Genomic DNA, 20,869 nt, shown 5'->3' on the forward strand with positions numbered 1-20,869 from the left:
ACGCCGACTGGGCTTCATTACACTCGAACTCAGTCGCGCAGCGATCCATGCCCCGGGCTGCCCCCGGAGGCTTCCCCCTGTGCGCGGCGCCCGCCGGTCTTCTCCGGTAGGGACCCCCATGGCAAGAGGACGTGTTTAGCCGTGAAGGTCGGCATCCCCCGCGAGGTCAAGAACCACGAGTACCGCGTGGCCATCACGCCCGCCGGCGTGCATGAGCTGGTCCGCAACGGACACGAGGTCTACATCGAGGACAACGCCGGTGTCGGCTCCTCGATCCCCAACGAGGAGTACGTGGCCGCCGGCGCCACCATCCTCCCCACCGCCGACGAGGTGTGGGCCACCGCCGACCTGCTGCTGAAGGTCAAGGAGCCCATCGCCTCGGAGTACCACCGCCTCCGCAAGGGCCAGACCCTCTTCACGTACCTGCACCTGGCGGCCGACCGCGCCGGCACCGACGCGCTCGTCGCGTCCGGCACCACCGCGATCGCGTACGAGACCGTGCAGCTCGGCAACGGCGCCCTGCCGCTGCTCGCCCCGATGTCCGAGGTCGCGGGCCGGCTGGCCCCGCAGGTCGGCTCCTACCACCTGATGCGCCCGGCCGGCGGCCGCGGCGTGCTGCCCGGTGGCGTGCCCGGCACCCACCCGGCCAAGGCCGTCGTCATCGGCGGTGGCGTCTCCGGCTGGCACGCGGCCACCATCGCCATCGGCATGGGCTACGAGGTGACCCTGCTCGACCGCGACATCAACAAGCTGCGCGAGGCCGACCGCATCTTCGGCACGAAGATCAAGGCCATCGTCTCCAACACCTTCGAGCTGGAGAAGGCCGTCATCGAGGCCGACCTGGTCATCGGCGCCGTGCTGATCCCGGGCGCCAAGGCCCCGAAGCTCGTCACCAACGAGCTGGTCTCCCGCATGAAGCCGGGCTCCGTGCTCGTCGACATCGCCATCGACCAGGGCGGCTGCTTCGAGGACTCGCGTCCCACCACGCACGCCGAGCCGACCTTCCAGGTCCACGACTCGGTCTTCTACTGCGTGGCCAACATGCCGGGCGCCGTCCCGAACACCTCCACCTACGCGCTGACCAACGCGACGCTTCCGTACGTCGTCGAGCTGGCCAACCGCGGGTGGAAGGAGGCGCTGCGCCGTGACCCGGCGCTCGCCAAGGGCCTGAACGTGCACGAGGGCCAGATCACCTTCCCGGCCGTCGCCGAGGCCTTCGGCCTGGAGTCGGTGTCCCTGGAGAGCGTGCTCGCCTGAACACCCTGACCGCACGGCGGTCGTTCGCCCCCGACCCTCTCCCCTCGGGTCGGGGGCTTCGCCGTGCGCGTGAACGGCCGGTGGCGCGGGCGGGTCGCTCTGTCGTCAATTTTCGTCGGTCGTGTCACCCCACCGCACCCCGGCGCAGAAACGTTAGGGTCAACAGGCCACTCATCCCTTGACAGCGGCCCGCCCGATAGTCGACACATGAGGCCCACTACCGTGGATTGTGTTGCTGCGAACGCCTTGAACGGCCTAGAGTCGCAAACCGTCGGCTGCTGCCACGCTGACGAATCGACATAGAGTCCTGGATGCCCAAGGAGGTAAGACGACTTGTGAATGAGTCGACATTTGCTCCCGGGGGTGGTCAGCCAGGACTGGCGGAACGCACCGCCGGCCAGCCGAGTGAGGAGCCCGGGGCCCGGCAGCCCTCCGTGGGCTCGGCCGAGGTCGGCTCGGTCGCACTCCGTACCTTCGAAGCACGCCAGAACACAGCGCAGGTGACCACGGTGACCGATCACGACGCCGACTTGGCGGCCTACGGCGAGTTCGCCTACGGCGCCTACGACGACCCGGACGCCGAGTACGAGCCGGACCCGGAGTACGCCGCCACGCTGGCCCCCGACGCCGCGCGCCAGCGCCGCGAGCGGGTCGGCCCCACCGGCCGCCCGCTGCCCTACTTCCCGATCCCCGCGCCGGTGGCCGAGCACGGCCCCGCGCAGATCATCGCGATGTGCAACCAGAAGGGCGGCGTCGGCAAGACCACGTCGACCATCAACCTGGGCGCCGCGCTGGCCGAGTACGGCCGCCGGGTGCTGCTCGTCGACTTCGACCCGCAGGGCGCGCTCTCGGTCGGACTCGGCGTCAACCCGATGGAACTCGACGTCACGGTCTACAACCTCCTCATGGAGCGCGGCCTGACGGCCGATGAGGTCCTGCTCAAGACGGCCGTGCCGGGCATGGACCTGCTGCCGTCCAACATCGACCTCTCCGCCGCCGAGGTCCAGCTGGTCAGCGAGGTCGCCCGGGAGTCCGCGCTGGCGCGCGCCCTGAAGCCCCTGCTGCCGGACTACGACTACGTCATCATCGACTGCCAGCCCTCGCTGGGCCTGCTGACGGTCAATGCGCTGACAGCCGCTCACAGCGTCATCGTCCCGCTGGAGTGCGAGTTCTTCGCCCTGCGCGGCGTCGCGCTGCTCACCGAGACCATCGAGAAGGTCTGCGAGCGGCTCAACCCCGAGCTGCGCCTGGACGGCATCCTCGCCACCATGTACGACTCGCGCACCGTGCACAGCCGCGAGGTGCTCGCGCGCGTCGTCGAGGCGTTCGGCGAGCACGTCTTCCACACCGTCATCGGGCGGACCGTGCGCTTCCCGGAGACCACCGTCGCCGGCGAGCCGATCACCACGTACGCGACCAACTCGGTCGGTGCCGCCGCCTACCGCCAGCTCGCCAGGGAGGTGCTCGACCGGTGCCGCCCCGCCGAGTGAGTCTCCCGGGTGCCGACGAGCTGTTCCGGACCACCGGCGGGATGGCGCTGTCGCCGTCCCTCGCGCCGCGTCCGGCCGCCGAGGCATCCAGACCGGAGACCGCGCGGACCGGCAACGGCACGGACGGCGCCGAGGGCGCCGAGGGCACGCAGGACGCCCGGGGCACCGGCGAGACGGGACGCCGGCCGTCCCCGCAGGACCAGTCGGCCGCCACCGTCCCGGCGCCCGCGCAGCCGCCCGTGCAGCGCTCCGCCGGGGCCCCGGGCGGCAAGACCGTCCAGGGCGGCCGCGGCGCCGCCGCCACCCCGGCCGGCGCCCCGGCGGCCGCCCGGCACGCCGGCACCGCCGAGGAGCAGGCGGGCACCGCCGGACGGGCCCGCCCGCGCGGCCGCGCGCCGCGGCGGCCCAGCGGGCGCGAGCGGCACGACGAGAAGATCACCGTGTACGTGTCCGCCGAGGAGCTCATGGACCTGGAGCACACCCGGCTGGTGCTGCGCGGCGAGCACGGCCTGGCCGTGGACCGCGGGCGGATCGTCCGGGAGGCCATCGCGGTCGTCCTGGCGGACCTGGAGCAGCGCGGCGAGGCCTCCATCCTGGTGCGGCGCCTGCGCGGTCGCTGAGGGCCCCAGGGGCAGGGCCAAGGGCCCTCCGGGCCTCGGCGGGCGTCCCCGGGGCGCCCCGGGGATTCGGGCGCACGGCGTGTCGACGGCCCCGGGGCGGGGCGGGCGCCGGGGCCGGGTGAAGATGGAACGCCATGCCCAGCACCACCGAACCGCCTGCCACCACCGCGAGCCCCGGGACCGACGACGGGTCGCGGGGCGGGTTCCGGGTGCGGCTGGACAACTTCGAGGGCCCCTTCGACCTCCTGCTGGGCCTGATCGCCAAGCACCGGATGGACGTCACCGAAGTGGCGCTGGCCACCGTGACGGACGAGTTCCTCGCACACATCCGGGCCATGGGCCCGGACTGGGACCTCGACGCGGCGACCGAGTTCCTCGTCGTCGCCGCCACCCTGCTCGACCTCAAGGCCGCCCGGCTGCTGCCCGCCGCCGAGGTCGAGGACGAGGAGGACCTCGCCCTCCTGGAGGCGCGCGACATGCTGTTCGCGCGGCTGCTGCAGTACCGGGCGTACAAGCGGGCGGCCGAGGTGTTCGGGGAGCGATGGGCCGCCGAGCTGCGCCTGCGCCCGCGCACCGCCGGGCTGGAGCCGCACCACACCGAGCTGCTGCCCGAGGTGGTGATCACCATCGGCGCTGAGCGGCTCGCGCAGCTCGCGGCGAAGGCGATGGAGCCGAAGCCGGCGCCCGTCGTGTACGTGGACCACATCCACACCCCGCCGGTCAGCGTGCGCGAGCAGGCCGGGCTGGTGGCGGCCCTGCTCACGGAGCTGGGCGAGGCGTCGTTCCGGCGGCTGGTCGCGGACGCGCCGGACACCCTGGTCGTCGTGGCCCGCTTCCTCGCGCTGCTGGAGCTCTACCGCGAGCAGGCGCTCGCCTTCGAGCAGCCGGAGGCGCTCGGGGAGCTGACCGTGCGGTGGGTGGCCGAGCCGGGACGCGGCGCGGTGGAGGTCACGGACGAGTTCGACCGGCCGGCGGGGGAGAAGGAGGAGGACGGGTGACGGAGACGTCTGCGGACGGCGGCGGGCGGCCGCAGCGCCGCCGGCTGGGGCTGCCCGGGCGGCCGCGGGCCGAGGAGTGGCTGGAGCCGGTCTTCGAGCTCGTGCCGGACGAGCCGGAGCGGGCGGCGGAGCCGGTGGCTGAGGCGCGCGTGGCTGAGGCGCCCATGGCGGAGCCGGTGGCTGAGGTGCGCGTGGCGGGGGCGCGTGTGGTGCACCAGAAGTCGGCTCCGCCGACTTCCGACGTGCCGGCGGTCCCGGCGGAGGCCGAGTACGCAGAGGAAGCCGGGGAGGTCGGGGCGCCCGGCGTCGGGGAGGCCGGGGCGCCCGGCGTCGGGCTGCGGGCCGAGCTAGAGGCGATCCTGATGATCGTCGAGGAACCGGTGACCGAGGACCGGCTGGCCGGCGTGCTGGAGCGGCCCCGGACCGAGATCGCCGACGCCCTGCGCGGGCTGTCCGCCGAGTACACCGCCCAGGGGCGCGGCTTCGACCTGCGGCACGTCGCCGGCGGCTGGCGCTTCTACAGCCGGGCCGCCTGCTCCCCGGCCGTCGACCGCTTCGTCCTGGACGGCCAGCAGGCCCGGCTCACCCAGGCCGCGCTGGAGACCCTGGCGGTCGTCGCCTACCGTCAGCCGGTGTCCAGATCGCGGGTCTCGGCCGTCCGTGGTGTGAACTGTGACGGCGTGATGCGTACCCTGGTACAGCGAGGACTGGTGGAAGAGGCCGGATCCGAGCCCGAAACAGGTGCGATCCTGTATCGGACGACGAACTACTTCCTGGAACGGATGGGGCTCCGCGGCCTGGACGAGCTGCCGGAGCTCGCTCCCTTCCTGCCCGAGGTCGACGACGTGGAAGCGGAGTCCCTGGAGGGCACGATGATCGCGGAGGCGGTCGCCGCCGCTGCCGCGCAGGCCGCGGACGGCAGTGGCGAGGCCGGTCGGGCTGAGCACGATCGGCAGGGGGCGGTGAGGTCGGCCGAAACGACCGCACATCCCAGACGGAACGACGTACGGACACTTTGATGCGTAGCAGTGGCAACGGCAGGAACAGCAGCGGCGGCGGAAGCGGTCGCGGCGGACAGGGCGGGGGCCGGGGCGGCGGCTCCTACGGGGGCGGCGGCGGCCGCGGCGGCTCGGGCTCGCGGGGCGGTTCGTCCGGCGGCGGTTCGTACGGCGGCGGCTCGCGGGGCGGCTCCTACGGCGGCGGCGCGGGCTCGCGCGGCGGCTCCGGCTCGTCCGGGCGGGACCCCCGCCGCGACGACCGCAGGGACGACCGGCGCGACGACCGGCGCGACGACCGCCGCTTCCCGGACCGCCCGCTGCGGCCCGAGGAGCGGCGCTACGACCGCCCCGAGTTCGGCGGCGGCCCCAACGCCACCCCCGCCCGCGGCAGCTTCGCCGGCCGGCGCCCCGGCCCGGCGCCGCGCCCGCGCCGCGAGGGCCAGGGTGCCCCGGGCGACCCGCGCCGTCAGCCGCAGCGCTCGCGCGAGCTCCAGGCCAGGATCGAGGACGCCGTCCTCGCCCGGCACGACAAGCCCGCCGTCAAGCTGCCCAAGACCTTCGGCGAGCCCGAGGGCGAGCGCCTGCAGAAGGTCCTGGCCCGGGCCGGCATCGGCAGCCGCCGCGCCTGCGAGGAGCTGATCGAGCAGGGCCGCGTCGAGGTCAACGGCAGGACCGTGACCGAGCAGGGCAAGCGCGTCGACCCGCAGAAGGACGAGATCAAGGTCGACGGCCTGACCGTCGCCACCCAGTCCTACCTGTTCTTCGCGCTCAACAAGCCGGCCGGCGTCGTCTCCACCATGGAGGACCCGGAAGGCCGCCAGTGCCTCGGCGACTACGTGACCAACCGGGAGACCCGGCTGTTCCACGTCGGCCGCCTGGACACCGAGACCGAGGGCATCATCCTGCTCACCAACCACGGCGAGCTGGCCCACCGCCTCACCCACCCCAAGTACGGCGTGACCAAGACCTACCTGGCCGCCATCCAGGGCCCGATCCCGCGCGACCTGGGCAAGCAGCTCGCCCAGGGCGTCGAGCTGGAGGACGGCTACGCCCGCGCCGACAGCTTCAAGGTCATCTCGAACGTCGGCAAGAACTACCTGGTCGAGGTCACCCTGCACGAGGGCCGCAAGCACATCGTGCGCCGGATGCTGGCCGAGGTCGGCTTCCCGGTCGAGAAGCTCGTGCGCACCCACTTCGGCCCGATCGCGCTGGGCGACCAGAAGTCGGGCTGGCTGCGCCGCCTCACCAACCCCGAGGTCGGCCAGCTGATGCACGAGGTCGGCCTGTAGGGCCCCGGTTCACCGACAGTTCTCCGGAGGGTCTCCCGCCCGTGGTGGCGGGGGACCCTCCGGCGTGTGTGTGAGCCGGGACGCACCCGCTGGTCACGGCCTTGTCAGCGCCGTGATCCGTGGCAGAGGATGGCCATCTGACCACCGCCGCGCCACGTGGCGGGAGTGCGCCAGGGCGGGCGCCGGTGGGGGCGAACAGGGGGAGACCGCGTCGTGTCCGATGCACCACTCAGCGCACTGGGACTGGCCGAGCCGGACGGGCAGGTCTACGCCGCGCTGGTGGCCAACCCGCAGTCCACCGCGGAGGACCTGGCCGAGACCTGCGGGCTGACCCTCCAGCAGAGCGTGCGCGCGCTCGACCGGCTCGCCCAGCAGGGCATGGCCACCCGCGCGCCGGTGGACCGCCAGCGCTACCTGCCGGTCGCCCCCGACGTCGCGATCGGGACCCTGATAGGCCACCGCGAGTCCGAACTGCGCCACGCGCGCGCCGAGATGCACCGGCTGATGGACGCCTTCCGGGAGGCGTCGCGCTACACCGACCCGGCGCACTCGGTCGAGGTGCTCACCGGCGGCGAGGCGATCGCCCAGCGGCTGGAGCACATCACCGAGACCAGCCAGTACCAGGTGCGCGGCTTCGACTGCCCGCCGTACATCCAGGACCCGGTGGGGCTCATGCCGACGCAGCGCGACCGGCTGCGCGAGGGGCTGCGCTTCCGGACCATCTACGACCGGGAGGCGGTCGCCTGGCCGGGTCGGCTGGAGAAGAACATCCTGGTCGGCGTCGCGGACGGCGAGGAGGCGCGGGTCCGGCCCACGCTGCCGATGAAGATGATCATCTCGGACGACCGGATGGCGATCATCCCGATCAGCGTCGGCGACAGCGTCCTCGACGCCGCCTACGTCATCCATCCCTCGGCGCTGCTCCAGGCGCTGGACACCCTGTTCGAGGCCGAGTGGGAGCGGGCCGTCCAGCTCCAGGCCGCGATCGGCGCGACGGACACGGCGCTGGAGCCGGCGGCCGACCACCGCAAGCTGCTGGGCCTGCTGGCGGCCGGCCTGACCGACGAGTCGATCGCCCGCTCGCTCGGCTGGAGCGCCCGCACCACCCAGCGCCGGCTGCAGAGCCTGATGCGGGCGCTGGGCGCCACCACCCGCTTCCAGGCCGGCATGGCGGCGCGGGAGCGCGGGTGGCTGTGAGCCCGCGGCCTGACGGTCGTCGAGGGCCCGGCTTCGGGGCCCGGCTCTTGCGGGCTCAGCTCCAGGGCGTGAGGGAGGCCCAGCGGCCGTCCGGGCCGCGCAGGACCTTCTCCAGGCCCACCACGGCGGACCGGTTCAGCCGGCCGTAGATGTGCGGGAACTGCACGCCGGGCGTGGCCCCGGGCGGCGGTGCGCCGTGCGGGGCCTCCCACTTGACCATCGGTTCCACCAGCGACTCCTCGATCAGCAGCACCATCAGCGGATCAGGGGCGTCGGCGAAGAAGTGGTTGGCCACCGCGAGCGCGGTCCGCTCGTCCGCCGAGCAGTGGATGAACCCGTCGGTGAGCAGCGAGGCGGCGGCGTACGGGCGGCCGGGGTCGGCCAGCCAGTCGTCCAGGGGTGCGAGGTGGAGGATCATGTTCCTTTTGTACCCGGTTCGGTCCCTCTGGTGCTGAGCGGGCTGGTGCTGATCCGGTGTCACTCCGGCGCGGGTGTCAGAGTCCGGCCACCTTCGAGGAGGCCGAGACCTCGTACACCAGCGTGACCGTCCGGCGGGCGCCCGGGCCGAGCGGCACGTCCCAGCGGACGATGCCCTCGGCGTCGAAGGCGTCCGGGGCCGGAGTGCACTCCTCCTTGCGCAGCCGCACCTCCACCGCCGACACCTCCGAGACCGGCACCCGCTCGCGGACCGTGACGACCTGCTCGTCCCGCTCCTCCGGGCCGGAGAACCGGGACAGGTGCAGCCGGACCTTCCGGGTGGTCGTCTGGCGGCCGGTGAGCCCGGCGGTGGCCTGCCGCTCCTCGGTCTCGCGGACCACCCGGTAGCCGTCCGAGCTGCCGAACGCCAGCTCGGCCTCGGCTCCGGCCGCGGTGAAGCGCAGTTCGCCCCGGCCGGTGAAGCCGCTGCCGCGGACCAGCTCGACCGGGCCGGCCAGCAGCGGGTGCCCGGCCGCGTTGCGGAACCGGACCACCTGGGTGACCAGCGGGGACAGCTCCGGCGCGCACGCGTACTCGCTGCTCGCCGGTGCGTCGAAGCCGCCCAGCGGCACCCGGTGCGCCCGGCCGTCCGACGGCACGGTGGCCGGGGCGGGCGCGGGCAGCACCCGGACCTCGCCGCCGTCGTCCACGCCCGGCACGGCGGCGTCCGGGGCGAGCGTGCCGACCGTCTCCTCGCGCAGCTCGACCTCGACCGTCCGGCGCTCCTCGGTGGTGCGCTCGCGCAGCATCAGGACGTCCTCGGTGATCGCGGGCGGGGCGGTCGCGAGGGCGGAGCGGGCGGTGGAGAAGGTGAGCCGCGCGCCGGTCCAGTCCTCGCCGGTGCGCTGCCAGACGACGGCCTCCGACTCCAGGCGCAGGCTCCCGCCGGCGAGGGTGGCGCGGTAGGACGGGCGCCAGAGCGCGCACGGCACCAGGTGGCTGACGGTCAGCGTGCCGGGGCCGGCCGAGGCGGCCTCGACGGTGAGGTCCAGGTGGGCGACCAGCTCGGCCGGCTCCTCCTCGGCCTCGTCGAGCGCGGTCAGCGCCTGCGAGCGCTCCTCCTCCAGGCGGCGCAGCCGGGAGCGGGTGGCGCGCAGTTCCTCGCCGTGGCGCTCGCGCTCGGCGTCCACCCGGTCCAGCTCGCGCGTCCAGCGGGCGCGTTCGACCTCGCCGACGCCGGCGCCCTCGCCGACCTCGCGCAGGAGGTCGGCGGAGAGCTGGGCGAGCAGCGCCAGCCGGGCCTCCAGGCGGGTGCGGGCCTGGTCGGTCAGCCGGGTCTCGGCGTCCAGTTCGTGCAGCCGGTGGCGCAGTTCGGAGTCCTCCGGGCCCGGCGGCTGCGGGGAGCGAGGGGTCCAGCTGCGCACCAGGCGGGCATCCAGGACGCGGCTGCCGGGCGTGCTGCTCTCGGCGCGCAGGGTGCGGTCCACGGCGAGCGCGGTGAGCGGGCCCAGGCGCAGGCGCTGGACGCCCGCGACGAGGTCGACCGTCGTCGTGCGCTCGACCTGGCTTCGGTCCTCCAGGCAGGTGACGGCGGTGACGGGGAGGGGGATGGTTCCGGTCATTCTCAGTTCCTCCGGTTTCCGCCGACGATGGCCTTTCCGGCCGGGATCTTGATCTGGTAGCCGCCGTCGAGCTCGGCGCGCCCGCCCGGGGGCAGTTCGACCCGCCAGAGCCGGCTGCTGGGCGGGCACTCCGGGGTCGGGACCGTCGGGGCGTGCCAGTCGGCGCGCTCCTCGATCCGGATCTCGGCGTCGGAGGAGACCGGCACGCGCTCGCGGACCTCGACGGTGACGGCCCGGCCGAGCCGGTTCGCCAGTTCGACGTGCACCCGGTGGTCGAGCACGGTGCTGTTGTTCAGCACGTTCAGCTTGCCCGCGGCGGCCTCGTGCAGCTCGGTGCGGCGCGCCACCTCGATGCTCTCGGTGACGCCGATGCCCACCCGCCGCACTCCGCCGGGGGCGAGCGTGGGCAGGGCGGCGGTGAGCAGGAACTCGTCGTCCACGGTGACCTCGACCGGGCCGGCCAGGACGGCGCGGTCGGTGCGGTTGGCGAGGACGAGCGTCGCGTACACCTTCTCCTCGACGGCCGGGACGGTGACGTACTCGGGGCGGACGGACAGCGGGATCTCGTCCACCGTGACGGTGTGCCAGGTGCCGTCCGACGGGATGTCGGCGGGGGCGGCGGCGTCGAAGCGGTGGTCGAAGGAGCCGGCCGAGACGCGCGGCGCCACGGCGTGCCGGGGCAGGCGCAGGCCGCGCACGCGGCCGAGGCCGCCGAGGGCGCCGGGGCTGCCGGGGCCCGTGTCCGGCGTGGCGGCGGGCGGGCGGAGGGTGCCGCGGCGGGCGGCGGGCTCGTCGGGGCCGGCCAGGACGAGCTCGGGGTAGTCGAGCAGGGCCGCGGCGGGGGTGAGGCCGCCGTGGGCCGTCGGCGGGCCGTCGTTCCAGACGTCGGCGGATTCGACGGCGCCGGCGCGCTTGCGGTGGGCCATGCGCTTCATGGCCTCGGGCGGTGCGGACCGGGCGGCCGGGGCGGCTCCGGGCACGGGCGCCGGGGCGCCGAAGGCGGCGGGGGCGGGGCCGCCGGGCGCGACCGGTGCCGGGGGCCCCGACTGGGGGACCGGAGCGCCGCCGTAGCCGGCGAAGCCGGGGCCGGGCGGGGGCGGCGATGCGGGCAGCGGGTAGTCGCCGTCGGCGGCGTCCAGGGTGCCGCCGCCGCGCCCGCTCACACCGTACGGACTGCCGCCGGGGCGAGCGGCGCGTCCCGGGCGGCCGGGCGGCGCGGGCTGGGGGGCGGACGGGCGGGGCTGTTGCAGCCAGGCCGGGGGGCTGGGCGTCGGCGCCGAGACGGCGAGCGGGCCGCCGCCGCGGGGCCGGGGCCTGCCGGGCAGCTCGTCGGCCGCGTCGTAGCCGGAGAACAGGTCGGACAGGCCGCCCGGGGGCTCGCGCCAGCCGGACGGCGGCGGCGCGGGCTGGCTGCGGCCGATCCGCAGCGAGCGCAGCCTGGGCAGGTCGGTGCGGCGGTCGAGGTCCGCGGTGGACAGCGCGAGGCGGACGCCCGTCCAGTCCTCGCCGGTCTGCTGGGCGACGGAGGCGCGCAGGACGAGGCGGCCGGTGTCGGCGCCGTGCCGGTAGGACAGCCGGTAGGCGGGGATCCAGCGGGCGGCGGCGACGCCGTACTCCAGCTCGATCTCCAGGTGGGCGGGGGTGGCGGGGGTGACGGGGGTGGGTGCGGCGGTGTCCGGTTCGTCGGCGGTGGGGGTGCCGGCGGGGGTGGGTGCGGCCGTGGCCGGTTCGCCGGCGGGGGCGGGGGCGGTCGTCAGAGTGAGCAGGACGGTGGTGGCCGTCTCCACCGGGTGGGACGGTCCTGCGGTGGACGCGCGCTCCAGCCGGTCGTTAATCAACTCGCAGGCATGGTCAGCGAGTTCGATCTCCCGGGTGAGCTGCTCGGCGCGCGCCTGGAGTCCGGCCAGCCGCTCGTCGACGAACTCGGCCAGCTCCAGCCACGCGTCGGCGGGGGTGCGGCGCAGGACTTCGTCGGGCCGCCGCCGCTGCGGCGGCACCGCGCGCAGGTCGCTCGTCTCGGCGATCGACGCGAGGACCAGGCGGTGGCGTTCGACGAGGGCGCTCAGGTGCTCCCTGGCCTCGTCCAATTCCCGTCGGAGGGAGGGGAGTTCGGACTCGTCGCGGATCTCGGCGAGCTGCTCCACGCGCGCCTCGGTCACGGCCGCGCCGGCCGGGCCGGCGAGCACCCGGGCGCGCAGCGAGCGGCCGTCCAGCGTGCGGGGCAGGCCCGTCAGCCGCAGGCGGCCGTCGGCCGGGACGGGCACGGTGGCCCGGCGGCGGCAGACCGCGCCCTCGGCGTACACCACGACCGAGTCGAGGACCGACGGGTGCGCCGGTACGGCCGCCGGTTTCCGCCGCTGGACCTCGCCACTGTGCTGATCGTCCATGCGCAACCCCTTCGTTCGCGTCCTGCCGCCTGCGCCGACGGTCTCTGCTCGGGCGGCCAGTCTGCCCCGCTTCCGGGCGGGCGTCTCCGGAATTCGCCCGCGCGGTGGCGTGTGCACTCTGTGGGACGGGGGCCGGGTGTCGGCGGTTCTGTCCGGTGGTGGGGTGGGTCGCTGTGGTGGTGGGGTGGTTCTCCCCGGTGGTGGGGCGGGCCTCTCCGGTGGTGGGGTGGGTGGTGGGCGCGAGGGCGGGGGCCATGCGAGAGGATGGGGCGAGCACACCCCGGCCCGCCGGCCAGGCCCGTGAACAGGCCCGTGAAGGAGAGCGACCCGCCATGCGCACTGCCGTCGTCGTCGGCACCGGACTCATCGGCACCTCCGCCGCCCTCGCCCTGACCGGCCGCGGGCTGACCGTCCACCTGGAGGACGCCGACCCGGACGCCGCCCGCACGGCCGCCTCGCTCGGCGCGGGCACCACCGAACCCGCCGACGGCCCGGTCGACCTCGCGGTCATCGCCGTCCCGCCCGCGCTGGTCGGCAAGGTGCTCGCCGACTGCCAGCGCCGCAACCTGGCCCGCTGGTACACCGACGTTGCGAGCGTCAAGGAGGGCCCGCGGGCCGAGGTCGCCGCGCTCGGCTGCGACACCGTCCACTACATCGGCAGCCACCCGATGGCCGGCCGTGAGCGCTCCGGCCCGCTGGCCGCCCGCGCCGACCTCTTCGAGGGCCGGCCCTGGGTGCTCACCCCCACCGCCGACACCGACACCGAGACGCTCAATGCCGCCCTGGAGCTCGTCGCGCTGTGCGGCGCGATGCCGATCGTCATGGACGCCGCCGCGCACGACCGGGCGGTCGCACTCGTGTCGCACGCCCCGCAGCTGGTGTCCTCGCTGGTCGCCGCCCGGCTGGAGCACGCCGACGAGACGGCGATAAGGCTCTCCGGGCAGGGCGTCCGGGACGTCACCCGGATCGCCGCCTCCAACCCCGGCATGTGGGTCGACATCCTCTCCGCCAACGCGGGCGCCGTCGCCGACATCCTGGAGGAGGTCGCCGCGGACCTCGGCGAGACCGTCACCGCGCTGCGCGCCCTGGACGCCGCCGAGGAGGCCGAACGCCGCTCGGGCGCGGCCGGCATCGAGGCCGTCATGCGGCGCGGCAACACCGGGCAGGCCCGCATCCCGGGCAAGCACGGCGCGCCGCCCACCCGGTACGAGACCGTGTCGGTCGTCCTCGGCGACCAGCCCGGCGAGCTCGGCCGCCTCTTCGGCGAGGTCGGCGCGGCCGGGGTCAACATCGAGGACGTCGTCATCGAGCACTCCGACGGGCAGCAGGTCGGCTTCGTCCAGCTGTCCGTCGCCCCGGCGGCCGTGAAGCCGCTGACGGCGGCGCTGCGGGCGAGCGGGTGGAGCGTGCGGGACTGAGGGCCCTGGAAGAGCGGGCAGAGCGTGCGGGGCCGAGGGGCGCGGGGGAGCTGTCGTGATCGTCGAGATACCACTCGGTGAAGGCCAGGAGCCGGGCGACGTGGGGGAGTTGGACGTCGTCGGGAACGACGCGTTCCTGGCGGCCGTGGTGGGTGGGGAGTTCCGCCTCCACCACCGCAGTGCGGTCTCGTTGCTGGCCGCCCCGGCGGAACGGCAGCGGCCGGCCGGGGACGAGCCGACGTGGAGCCTGCTGCTGCGGGCGGCGCACGTCGCGTTCTGCGGGCACCTGCCGCTGAGCCTGTCGCCGGACGTGCTCTGGTACGCGGTGGTGCACGAGGTGGCCGTCCACGTGCGCCTGAACGCGGACCTGTACGCGGGGGTGTTCGGCGCGGACCCGTCGGGGGAGAAGCGTCCGATCGTCGTCCGGGACAACTCCCTGCTGGGCCCGGAGCCGGACTGGGCCGCGTCGATCCGCCTGGTGCGCGAGCCGCTGGCGGAGGCGGTGGGGGCGGAACTCGTCGAGCTGTTCCGGCCGGACTTCTCGACGACCACGCCGGACGACGTCTCGTCCGTGCTGGTCGCGCTGATGGACGTCGTCAGCCCCTACTACGAGTTCCGGTGGGAGACGCTGTGCGGCATCCCCCGGGTCCGCCTGGAGGGGACCGCGAACGACTGGGCGCTGCTGGCGGAGCGGGTCGGCGAGCTGGCGCCGTGGTTCGAGCCGCTCGCGCCCTGGTTCGCGGAGCTGCGCCCGGTGCTGAGGGTCCTGGCGCGGACGGCGGCCGGCTGGCCGGTGGACCAGGAGTTCTGGCGCTCGCTGTACAAGTGGCGGTCGGACTCCGGCGGGGACTTCGTCTCCGGGTGGATCACGGCCTTCTTCGCCCACACCCGGAGGCCCTCCGGTCCGGAGCCGCGGACGGTCTTCGGGTGGCGGGGGCTGTCCTTCGAGGAGAACGCCTTTCCGTCGCACGTCTCGACGGTGCCCTTCGCGTGGGGCAGGCCGGACGGGCAGCTCGCGATGGCCTTCCTGGGCGGGGTGCTCGGCATCGAGCGGGACGGCGAGTACGTCCGGCCCCGGCTGGGGAACGCGGTCGTGGAGCTGCTGGGGCGGTAGGGCCGTCGGGGCGGTCGGGCCTGGCGGGGCGGGGGCCCGCGCCGGTCCATTAACCTTGAGGGAGACAATCCCCGGCCGCATGCCTGTTCAACGCCTGCCCACTGGCCGTCCAGGCGCCGGATCCCATGCTCAGAGAGAGGTTCGACCCCGTGGACACTGCCGACCGAGCGCACGCCCCGGTCGTCGTCGCCATCGACGGACCCTCCGGTTCGGGCAAGTCGACCGTCTCGCGCGCCGTGGCCGCCCGGCTGGGCCTGAGCTTCCTGGACACCGGTGCCATGTACCGGGCGATGACCTGGTGGATGCTGGCCAACGACGTCGACACGGACGACGCGGAGGCGGTGGCCATCGCGTGCGGCAAGCCGGTGATCGTGTCGGGGACGGACGCCGACGGGCCCACCATCACCGTGGACGGGCAGGACGTGTCCGGCCCGATCCGCGGCCCCGAGGTGACGGCGCGGGTCAGCGCCGTGTCCGCGGTGCCGGCGGTGCGCACCCGGCTGGTCGAGCTGCAGCGCGGCTGCGCCGGGGTCGCCGAGCGCGGCATCGTCGCGGAGGGCCGGGACATGGGGACCGTGGTGTTCCCGGACGCCACCGTCAAGATCTTCCTGACCGCCTCCGAGACCGCCCGCGCCGAGCGCCGGGCGGCCGAGCTGCGCGCCAAGGGCGTCGACGAGGCGACCATCACCGCGATGGCCGCCGACCTCGCCCGCCGGGACGCCGCCGACTCCTCCCGGAAGACGGCCCCGCTGACCCAGGCCGCCGACGCGGTCCTCGTGGACACCAGCGACCTCACGCTGGAGCAGGTCATCGGGCGGATCGTCGCCCTGGTGGAGGAGCGGGCCGGCCTGTCGTCGGTGTGATCCTTCATGGGGGTGGCCCGCCGGGCTCCGGCCCCGGGTGATCCCGAACGAACTGCGGCACCGCCGAGGTGCCGCAGGAGAAGTACTCGCGCTGCCCCGAGCGGGGCAGGTACGCACGGCGCGCCCCTGGGAAGGGCCGGGCCGGGAAACGGAACAGACGAACATGACCGCAGAGCACGCCACCGGCCACGGTGAGCTGGACGACGCCGAGTACGCCGAGTTCATGGCCCTCGCCGCCGAAGAGGGCTTCGACCTCGACGACGTGTACGGCCTCGACGCCGCCGAGCACCTCCGGCTGCCGGTGCTGGCCATCGTCGGCCGCCCGAACGTCGGCAAGTCGACCCTCGTGAACCGCATCATCGGCCGCCGCGAGGCCGTCGTCGAGGACAAGCCGGGCGTCACCCGCGACCGGGTCAGCTACGAGGCCAGCTGGAACGGCCGCCGCTTCAAGGTCGTCGACACCGGCGGCTGGGAGATCGACGTCCTCGGCATCGACGCGATGGTGGCCGCCCAGGCCGAGCTCGGCATCGAGCAGGCCGACGCGGTGCTGTTCGTCGTCGACGCCACCGTCGGCGCCACCGACACCGACGAGGCCCTGATCAAGATCATCCGCCGGGCCGGCAAGCCGACCGTCCTGTGCGCCAACAAGGTCGACGGCCAGTCCACCGAGGCCGAGGCCGCCTACCTGTGGTCCCTCGGCCTGGGCGAGCCGTACCCCGTCTCGGCCCTCCACGGCCGCGGCTCCGGCGACCTGCTCGACGCCGTCATGGCCGCCCTGCCCGAGGCCCCGCCGCAGACCTTCGGCGGCGCCGCCCCCGGCGGCCCGCGCCGCGTCGCGCTGATCGGGCGCCCGAACGTCGGCAAGTCCAGCCTGCTCAACAAGGTCGCCGGCGAGGAGCGCGTCGTCGTCAACGAGCTGGCCGGCACCACCCGCGACCCGGTCGACGAGATGATCGAACTCGGCGGCAAGACCTGGAAGTTCGTCGACACGGCCGGCATCCGCCGCCGCGTCCACCTCACCGCCGGCGCCGACTTCTACGCCTCGCTGCGCACCGCCTCCGCGCTGGAGAAGGCCGAGGTCGCGGTCGTCCTGATCGACGCCAGCGAGACCCTGGCCGAGCAGGACACCCGCATCATCTCGATGGCCGTCGAGGCCGGGCGCGCCGTCGTCATCGCCTACAACAAGTGGGACCAGCTCGACGAGGAGCGCCGCTACTACCTGGAGCGCGAGATCGAGCGCGACCTCGTCCAGGTGCAGTGGGCCCCGCGCGTCAACGTCTCGGCCAAGACCGGCCGGCACATGGAGAGGCTCGTCCCGGCGATCGAGACCGCGCTGGACGGCTGGGAGACCCGCATCCCGACCGCCCGCCTGAACGCCTTCCTCGGCGAGCTCGTCGCCTCCCACCCGCACCCGATCCGCGGCGGCAAGCAGCCGCGCATCCTGTTCGGCACCCAGGCGGGCTCCCGTCCGCCGCGCTTCGTGCTGTTCGCCTCGGGCTTCCTGGAGGCGGGCTACCGCCGCTTCATCGAGCGCCGGCTGCGCGAGGAGTTCGGCTTCGTCGGGACGCCGATCTCGATCTCGGTGCGCGTGCGGGAGAAGCGCAACAAGAAGAAGTAGTAGTAGCACCGGCACCGCTTGGTGCGTGGGGCCGTAGGCGCCCGCGCACCTTCGCGAGTGAGGGCCTCGTCGCTTCGGCGGCGGGGCCCTCGGTCGTTCGGTGGTGCCTGGTTCGGGTGGCCTGGCGGTGCACGGTCGGGTCGTTCGGTGGTGCCCGGTTCGGGCGGCGGGTCAGTGGTGGTCGCCCATGCGGCCCGGCCCGGTTCGGGCGGCGGGTCAGTGGTGGTCGCCCATGCGGCCCGGCCCGGTTCGGGCGGCGGGTCAGTGGTGGTCGCCCATGCGGCCCGGCGGGAGGGACAGCATCTGCCGGTGCCGTCCGCCGGCGGCGGCGGACGGGGCCGTGCCCATCATCGGGGACGGGACCGGGGGCGGCGCGGGCATCGGGTGGGGCACCTGGCCCGGCGAGCCGAGGAAGCCGGCGGCCACCCATCCCTGGCCGTTGGTGAACTGCGGTGCGGGCTGGACCTGGTGGCCGTTCGGCTGGTGGTGCCCGCCGGGGTGGTGGTTCGTGATGTGGTGATGGCCGGTGGCGTGGGGGCCGGTGGTGTGGGGACCGGCCGGGTGGTTTCCGGTGGTCTGGTGCCCGGTGCTGTGGTGTCCGGTGGTGTGGTGTCCCGTCGGGTGGTGGCCGGTGGCGTGCTGCGTGGCCTGTCCGTAGCCGTCGCTCGTGGGGTTGGCGGGGTGGGCGTTCGCCTGCTGGGCGGGCATGAACTGTGGCAGGCCCGCCGCCTGGCCCCCGTAGGTCTGGAACGCCTGCTGCTGCGGGTACGACCGCGGGTCCACCGGTAGCGGGTACCCCTCCCGGATCGCGAAGCCGGTGAACTTCAGGTCCTCCTCGCCCGACCGGTCGCCCGGCAGCGCGCGGAACAGCCGCCGGTACTCGGAGTACAGCTCGTCGTAGATCGGCGTCGTCGAGTGGGGGTGCTCGGCGTCGTACGACGGGCGCATGCCCGGGATCGATCGGGGGACGGTGGCGGTCCTGCCGGGGGTCGCGGAGACGTCGTAGCTGTACACACAGGGGCCAACGAGCGAAGTCGTCCGGGGATGCGGGGGCGGGGGACCCGGCCGGAAGGTGGCCTATGCCGATCGGAGGGCCGCCTTCCGGCCGTGGGGGCGTCGGGCCGGGGTGGTGCGGGGTGTTGCGGCGTGCTGCGGGGTGTTGCGGTGTGGGGTGGTCGATGCGCGGGGGCGCGGGCCGGGCGGCGCGGTGGGGTGGGGTGGCGTGGGGCGGGGGTACGGCTCAGGTGCCGGCGAGCGGGAGGGAGGCGGCGACGACCCGGCCCATCGACACCGCGCGCTCCAGCGCCTGGCGGAGCAGGTCCTCGCGCGGCTGTCGGCCGACCGTCCCGGCCGGTACGGCGTACATCGTCACCTCGGACAGCTGACTCGCGGCCAGCCGCCACGCGTCCGTCACCTGGAGCGGCTGGTGCGCCTGCCACCAGCCGGTGCTGCCGCCGGCCGCCGCGGGCTGCAGGATCGCGTGCAGCTTGCCCATGGCCACCAGGACCGACCAGCCCGGGAGTTGGTCGGGCGTCTCGTCGAGGTCGGCGACGGGCTGGAAGCCGGCGTCCTGGAGCAGGTCGAGGAACTCGTCCTCGCCGGTGGTGTTGCCCGGCCGGCCGACCGGCCCGGTCGGCTCGACCACGAGCGACGCGTGACCGACCTTGCCGTGCAGCACCAGGCCGCAGGTGATGCCGAGGATGGCGGCCTGGCCGGGGGCGCTGGGCCGGTCGTCGGCGACCGGGGCGCCAAGCGCCGGGGTGGTCGCCGCGGGGATCGGGGCGGTGGGCGTCACCACGGCGGACGGCGCGGGCGCGTTGACGGCGGGGAGGCCCGGCGTGTCGGTCTGGGCCTGGTTGATGCTGCGGACGGCTCCGGCCAGCTGCTCCTCCGCCACCGGCACCACCTGGGACGGGATGCAGCGGGCGTGGGCGAAGGCGAGCACGGCGGTTTCGTCTCCCACGAACAGCACCGTGCTGGTGGGGTCCGAGTAGGTGTCACCGGGAGTGCGGCAGGAGGTGCACTCGTAGCTGTCGGGTGCGCGGTCGCCGCCGAGGAGGCGGTCGGCCTCGTCGTCGCCGATCTCGGACCGGACCTCGTCGCTGACGTCGAGCATGCGCGGCACAGGGTCTCCTGGAGTGGGTCTTGATTGCGGTTACGGGGAGGTCGCCATAACCAACGGACCCCTGTGTCAGGCGTCACGGGTGGTCGTCGAGGCTGACGGGAATTGCCCCGGATCCGACCGCAGTGCGTGTTCCTGTGGTCGCAATGTGTCGATGTCGTGGGCGGGCCTGCCAGAATGAAACCGTGAGGTAGGTCACCCGGCCTGGATGTTTGATCTTGGAAGTAGTGGCCAAAACGGACAATTCGGGCAGGATTGTGTTGTCGTTACCGCTGGTAACCCTTGCGTGAGCTGGGCAGACCGTTCGGGTTTTGGTTTCCCCGCCGACCGCCTCGTAGCTTTTTGGACGGCGCAACGAGCGCCACCCGGGTTCACCCCCGACGCACAGCCCGCCGGTCCCGCACCGGCAGCGGCACGTGCCCGCCGACGCGACCGCTCGAACAGGTCGTCGGCGAGCGGCTGGGTGGCCGGGGCGGCAGCGGCACGTCCGACACGTGCACGGCCGTCCGACGGACGCGGCAAGGAACGCGGCCCCTTCCAGGGCCTGGTTCCGCCTGCCCGCCCGGGGCTGTCGAGAGGAACCCCATGACCTTCCGTCACGAGACCGCCGCTGCCACCACCTCCACCGCCACCAAGCGCAACCGCGTGCGCATGGCGGTCGTCGCGGGCGCCGCCGTCGCGGCCCTGCCGGTGGCCGGCCTCGTCACGGCCACCTCGGCCTCCGCCGCCCCCGTCTCCACCTGGGACGCCGTCGCCCAGTGCGAGAGCGGCGGCAACTGGGCCATCAACACGGGCAACGGCTTCTACGGCGGCCTGCAGTTCACCTCCAGCACCTGGGCCGCCTTCGGCGGCACCGCCTACGCCTCGCAGGCCAACCAGGCCACCAAGGCGCAGCAGATCTCCGTCGCGGAGAAGGTCCTCGCCTCGCAGGGCCCGGGCGCCTGGCCCGTGTGCTCCGTCAAGGCCGGCCTGACCAAGGGCGGGGCCCCGGCCGCCGTCGACACCTCGGCCGGCGCGAACACCGCCAAGCCGACCGCTCCGGCCGCGAAGCCGGCTGCTCCGGCCGCTCCGGCCGCGAAGCCCACCCAGGCCCCGAAGGCCGACGCCGCCGTGAAGGCCGCGCCGAAGGCCGACAAGGGCGCGCAGTCCTGGAACCGCTCGAACGACGCCAAGCCCGTCGCTCCGACCGCTCCGGCTGCTCCGGCTGCTCCGGCCAAGGGTGGCAGCTACACCGTCAAGTCCGGTGACACGCTGAGCGCCATCGCCGCCGCGCAGGGCCTCGACTGGCACGACCTGTACAAGAACAACGCCAAGGTCGTCGGCGGCAACCCGGACCTGATCTTCCCGGGCCAGGTTCTGAGCATCTGACGTCGATCGACGGCGGGTGACACCAGGGGCCCTTGAGGGCGCCCGTTGCCTCGTCCAGGTCATCGTCACGGCCGCTTCTCCGCTGCGCGGG

17 protein-coding genes are annotated in these 20,869 nt (G+C 74.4%); 12 read left to right on the forward strand and 5 right to left on the reverse strand.

Going from position 1 to position 20,869, the window contains the following annotated elements; translation table 11 throughout:
• Positions 1-141 precede the first annotated feature (141 nt).
• The 7 genes from ald to ACFVSN_RS09030 all read left to right on the forward strand — a co-directional run bounded on the left by ald (position 142) and on the right by ACFVSN_RS09030 (position 7,849).
• On the forward strand, positions 142-1,257 hold the full coding sequence (ald, locus tag ACFVSN_RS09000; protein WP_380446357.1) for an alanine dehydrogenase: 1,116 nt from the start codon (positions 142-144) through the stop codon (positions 1,255-1,257).
• 434 nt (positions 1,258-1,691) lie between these two features.
• On the forward strand, positions 1,692-2,747 hold the full coding sequence (locus ACFVSN_RS09005; protein ID WP_387954224.1) for a ParA family protein: 1,056 nt from the start codon (positions 1,692-1,694) through the stop codon (positions 2,745-2,747).
• The gene (locus tag ACFVSN_RS09010; RefSeq protein WP_387954226.1) at positions 2,744-3,367 is read left to right on the forward strand and encodes a hypothetical protein; all 624 of its coding nucleotides are present in this window, start codon (positions 2,744-2,746) and stop codon (positions 3,365-3,367) included. Before ACFVSN_RS09005 ends, ACFVSN_RS09010 begins: the two co-directional genes overlap by 4 nt.
• Positions 3,368-3,501: 134 nt before the next feature.
• Positions 3,502-4,365, forward strand: a complete 864-nt coding sequence (locus tag ACFVSN_RS09015; RefSeq protein ID WP_380446359.1) for a segregation and condensation protein A — start codon at positions 3,502-3,504, stop codon at positions 4,363-4,365.
• 362 nt (positions 4,366-4,727) lie between these two features.
• The gene (locus ACFVSN_RS09020) at positions 4,728-5,384 is read left to right on the forward strand and encodes an SMC-Scp complex subunit ScpB (protein WP_380446365.1); all 657 of its coding nucleotides are present in this window, start codon (positions 4,728-4,730) and stop codon (positions 5,382-5,384) included.
• On the forward strand, positions 5,384-6,652 hold the full coding sequence (locus tag ACFVSN_RS09025) for a pseudouridine synthase (protein WP_380500394.1): 1,269 nt from the start codon (positions 5,384-5,386) through the stop codon (positions 6,650-6,652). Before ACFVSN_RS09020 ends, ACFVSN_RS09025 begins: the two co-directional genes overlap by 1 nt.
• 213 nt (positions 6,653-6,865) lie before the next feature.
• Positions 6,866-7,849: a helix-turn-helix domain-containing protein gene (locus ACFVSN_RS09030; protein ID WP_380445377.1), complete on the forward strand. Its 984-nt coding sequence runs from the start codon at positions 6,866-6,868 to the stop codon at positions 7,847-7,849.
• 55 nt (positions 7,850-7,904) lie between these two features.
• On the opposite strand, the gene ACFVSN_RS09035 is transcribed toward ACFVSN_RS09030, so the two are convergent.
• From ACFVSN_RS09035 to ACFVSN_RS09045, 3 genes are all read right to left on the reverse strand, one after another.
• Positions 7,905-8,267 carry a DUF952 domain-containing protein gene (locus ACFVSN_RS09035; RefSeq protein ID WP_380445376.1) on the reverse strand — a complete coding sequence of 121 codons (363 nt, stop codon included), beginning with the start codon at positions 8,265-8,267 and terminating at the stop codon, positions 7,905-7,907.
• A 76-nt stretch (positions 8,268-8,343) separates the two neighbouring features.
• Complete coding sequence (locus ACFVSN_RS09040) at positions 8,344-9,888, reverse strand: mucoidy inhibitor MuiA family protein (protein ID WP_387600230.1); 1,545 nt, start codon at positions 9,886-9,888, stop codon at positions 8,344-8,346.
• Positions 9,889-9,890: 2 nt separating this feature from the next.
• Entirely contained in the window at positions 9,891-12,275 is a 2,385-nt protein-coding gene (locus ACFVSN_RS09045; RefSeq protein WP_387954229.1) for a DUF4139 domain-containing protein, read from the reverse strand.
• 332 nt (positions 12,276-12,607) lie between these two features.
• On the opposite strand from ACFVSN_RS09045, the gene ACFVSN_RS09050 reads away from it, so the two are divergent.
• The 4 genes from ACFVSN_RS09050 to der all read left to right on the forward strand — a co-directional run bounded on the left by ACFVSN_RS09050 (position 12,608) and on the right by der (position 17,288).
• Complete coding sequence (locus ACFVSN_RS09050; RefSeq protein ID WP_380445373.1) at positions 12,608-13,693, forward strand: prephenate dehydrogenase; 1,086 nt, start codon at positions 12,608-12,610, stop codon at positions 13,691-13,693.
• Positions 13,694-13,748: 55 nt separating this feature from the next.
• Positions 13,749-14,807, forward strand: coding sequence for a DUF4419 domain-containing protein (locus tag ACFVSN_RS09055; RefSeq protein WP_380497617.1), 1,059 nt, complete (start codon positions 13,749-13,751; stop codon positions 14,805-14,807).
• A gap of 125 nt (positions 14,808-14,932) precedes the next feature.
• Positions 14,933-15,670 (forward strand): (d)CMP kinase, encoded by a 738-nt coding sequence (gene cmk, locus ACFVSN_RS09060; protein WP_387954230.1) that lies wholly within the window; start codon positions 14,933-14,935, stop codon positions 15,668-15,670.
• Between the two features lie 163 nt (positions 15,671-15,833).
• The gene (gene der / locus ACFVSN_RS09065) at positions 15,834-17,288 is read left to right on the forward strand and encodes a ribosome biogenesis GTPase Der (protein WP_380497618.1); all 1,455 of its coding nucleotides are present in this window, start codon (positions 15,834-15,836) and stop codon (positions 17,286-17,288) included.
• Positions 17,289-17,549: 261 nt separating this feature from the next.
• Here der and ACFVSN_RS09070 read toward each other — a convergent pair whose 3' ends face one another.
• Positions 17,550-18,302 carry a hypothetical protein gene (locus ACFVSN_RS09070; protein ID WP_387954232.1) on the reverse strand — a complete coding sequence of 251 codons (753 nt, stop codon included), beginning with the start codon at positions 18,300-18,302 and terminating at the stop codon, positions 17,550-17,552.
• A 226-nt stretch (positions 18,303-18,528) separates the two neighbouring features.
• Positions 18,529-19,413: a hypothetical protein gene (locus ACFVSN_RS09075; protein WP_380445369.1), complete on the reverse strand. Its 885-nt coding sequence runs from the start codon at positions 19,411-19,413 to the stop codon at positions 18,529-18,531.
• Between the two features lie 582 nt (positions 19,414-19,995).
• Between ACFVSN_RS09075 and ACFVSN_RS09080 the strand changes: the two genes are divergently transcribed.
• Positions 19,996-20,778 (forward strand): transglycosylase family protein, encoded by a 783-nt coding sequence (locus tag ACFVSN_RS09080; RefSeq protein WP_387954234.1) that lies wholly within the window; start codon positions 19,996-19,998, stop codon positions 20,776-20,778.
• Positions 20,779-20,869: the final 91 nt, after the last annotated feature.

It is taken from the genome of Kitasatospora sp. NPDC057904 (genome assembly GCF_042887925.1).
Classification (GTDB): domain Bacteria; phylum Actinomycetota; class Actinomycetes; order Streptomycetales; family Streptomycetaceae; genus Kitasatospora.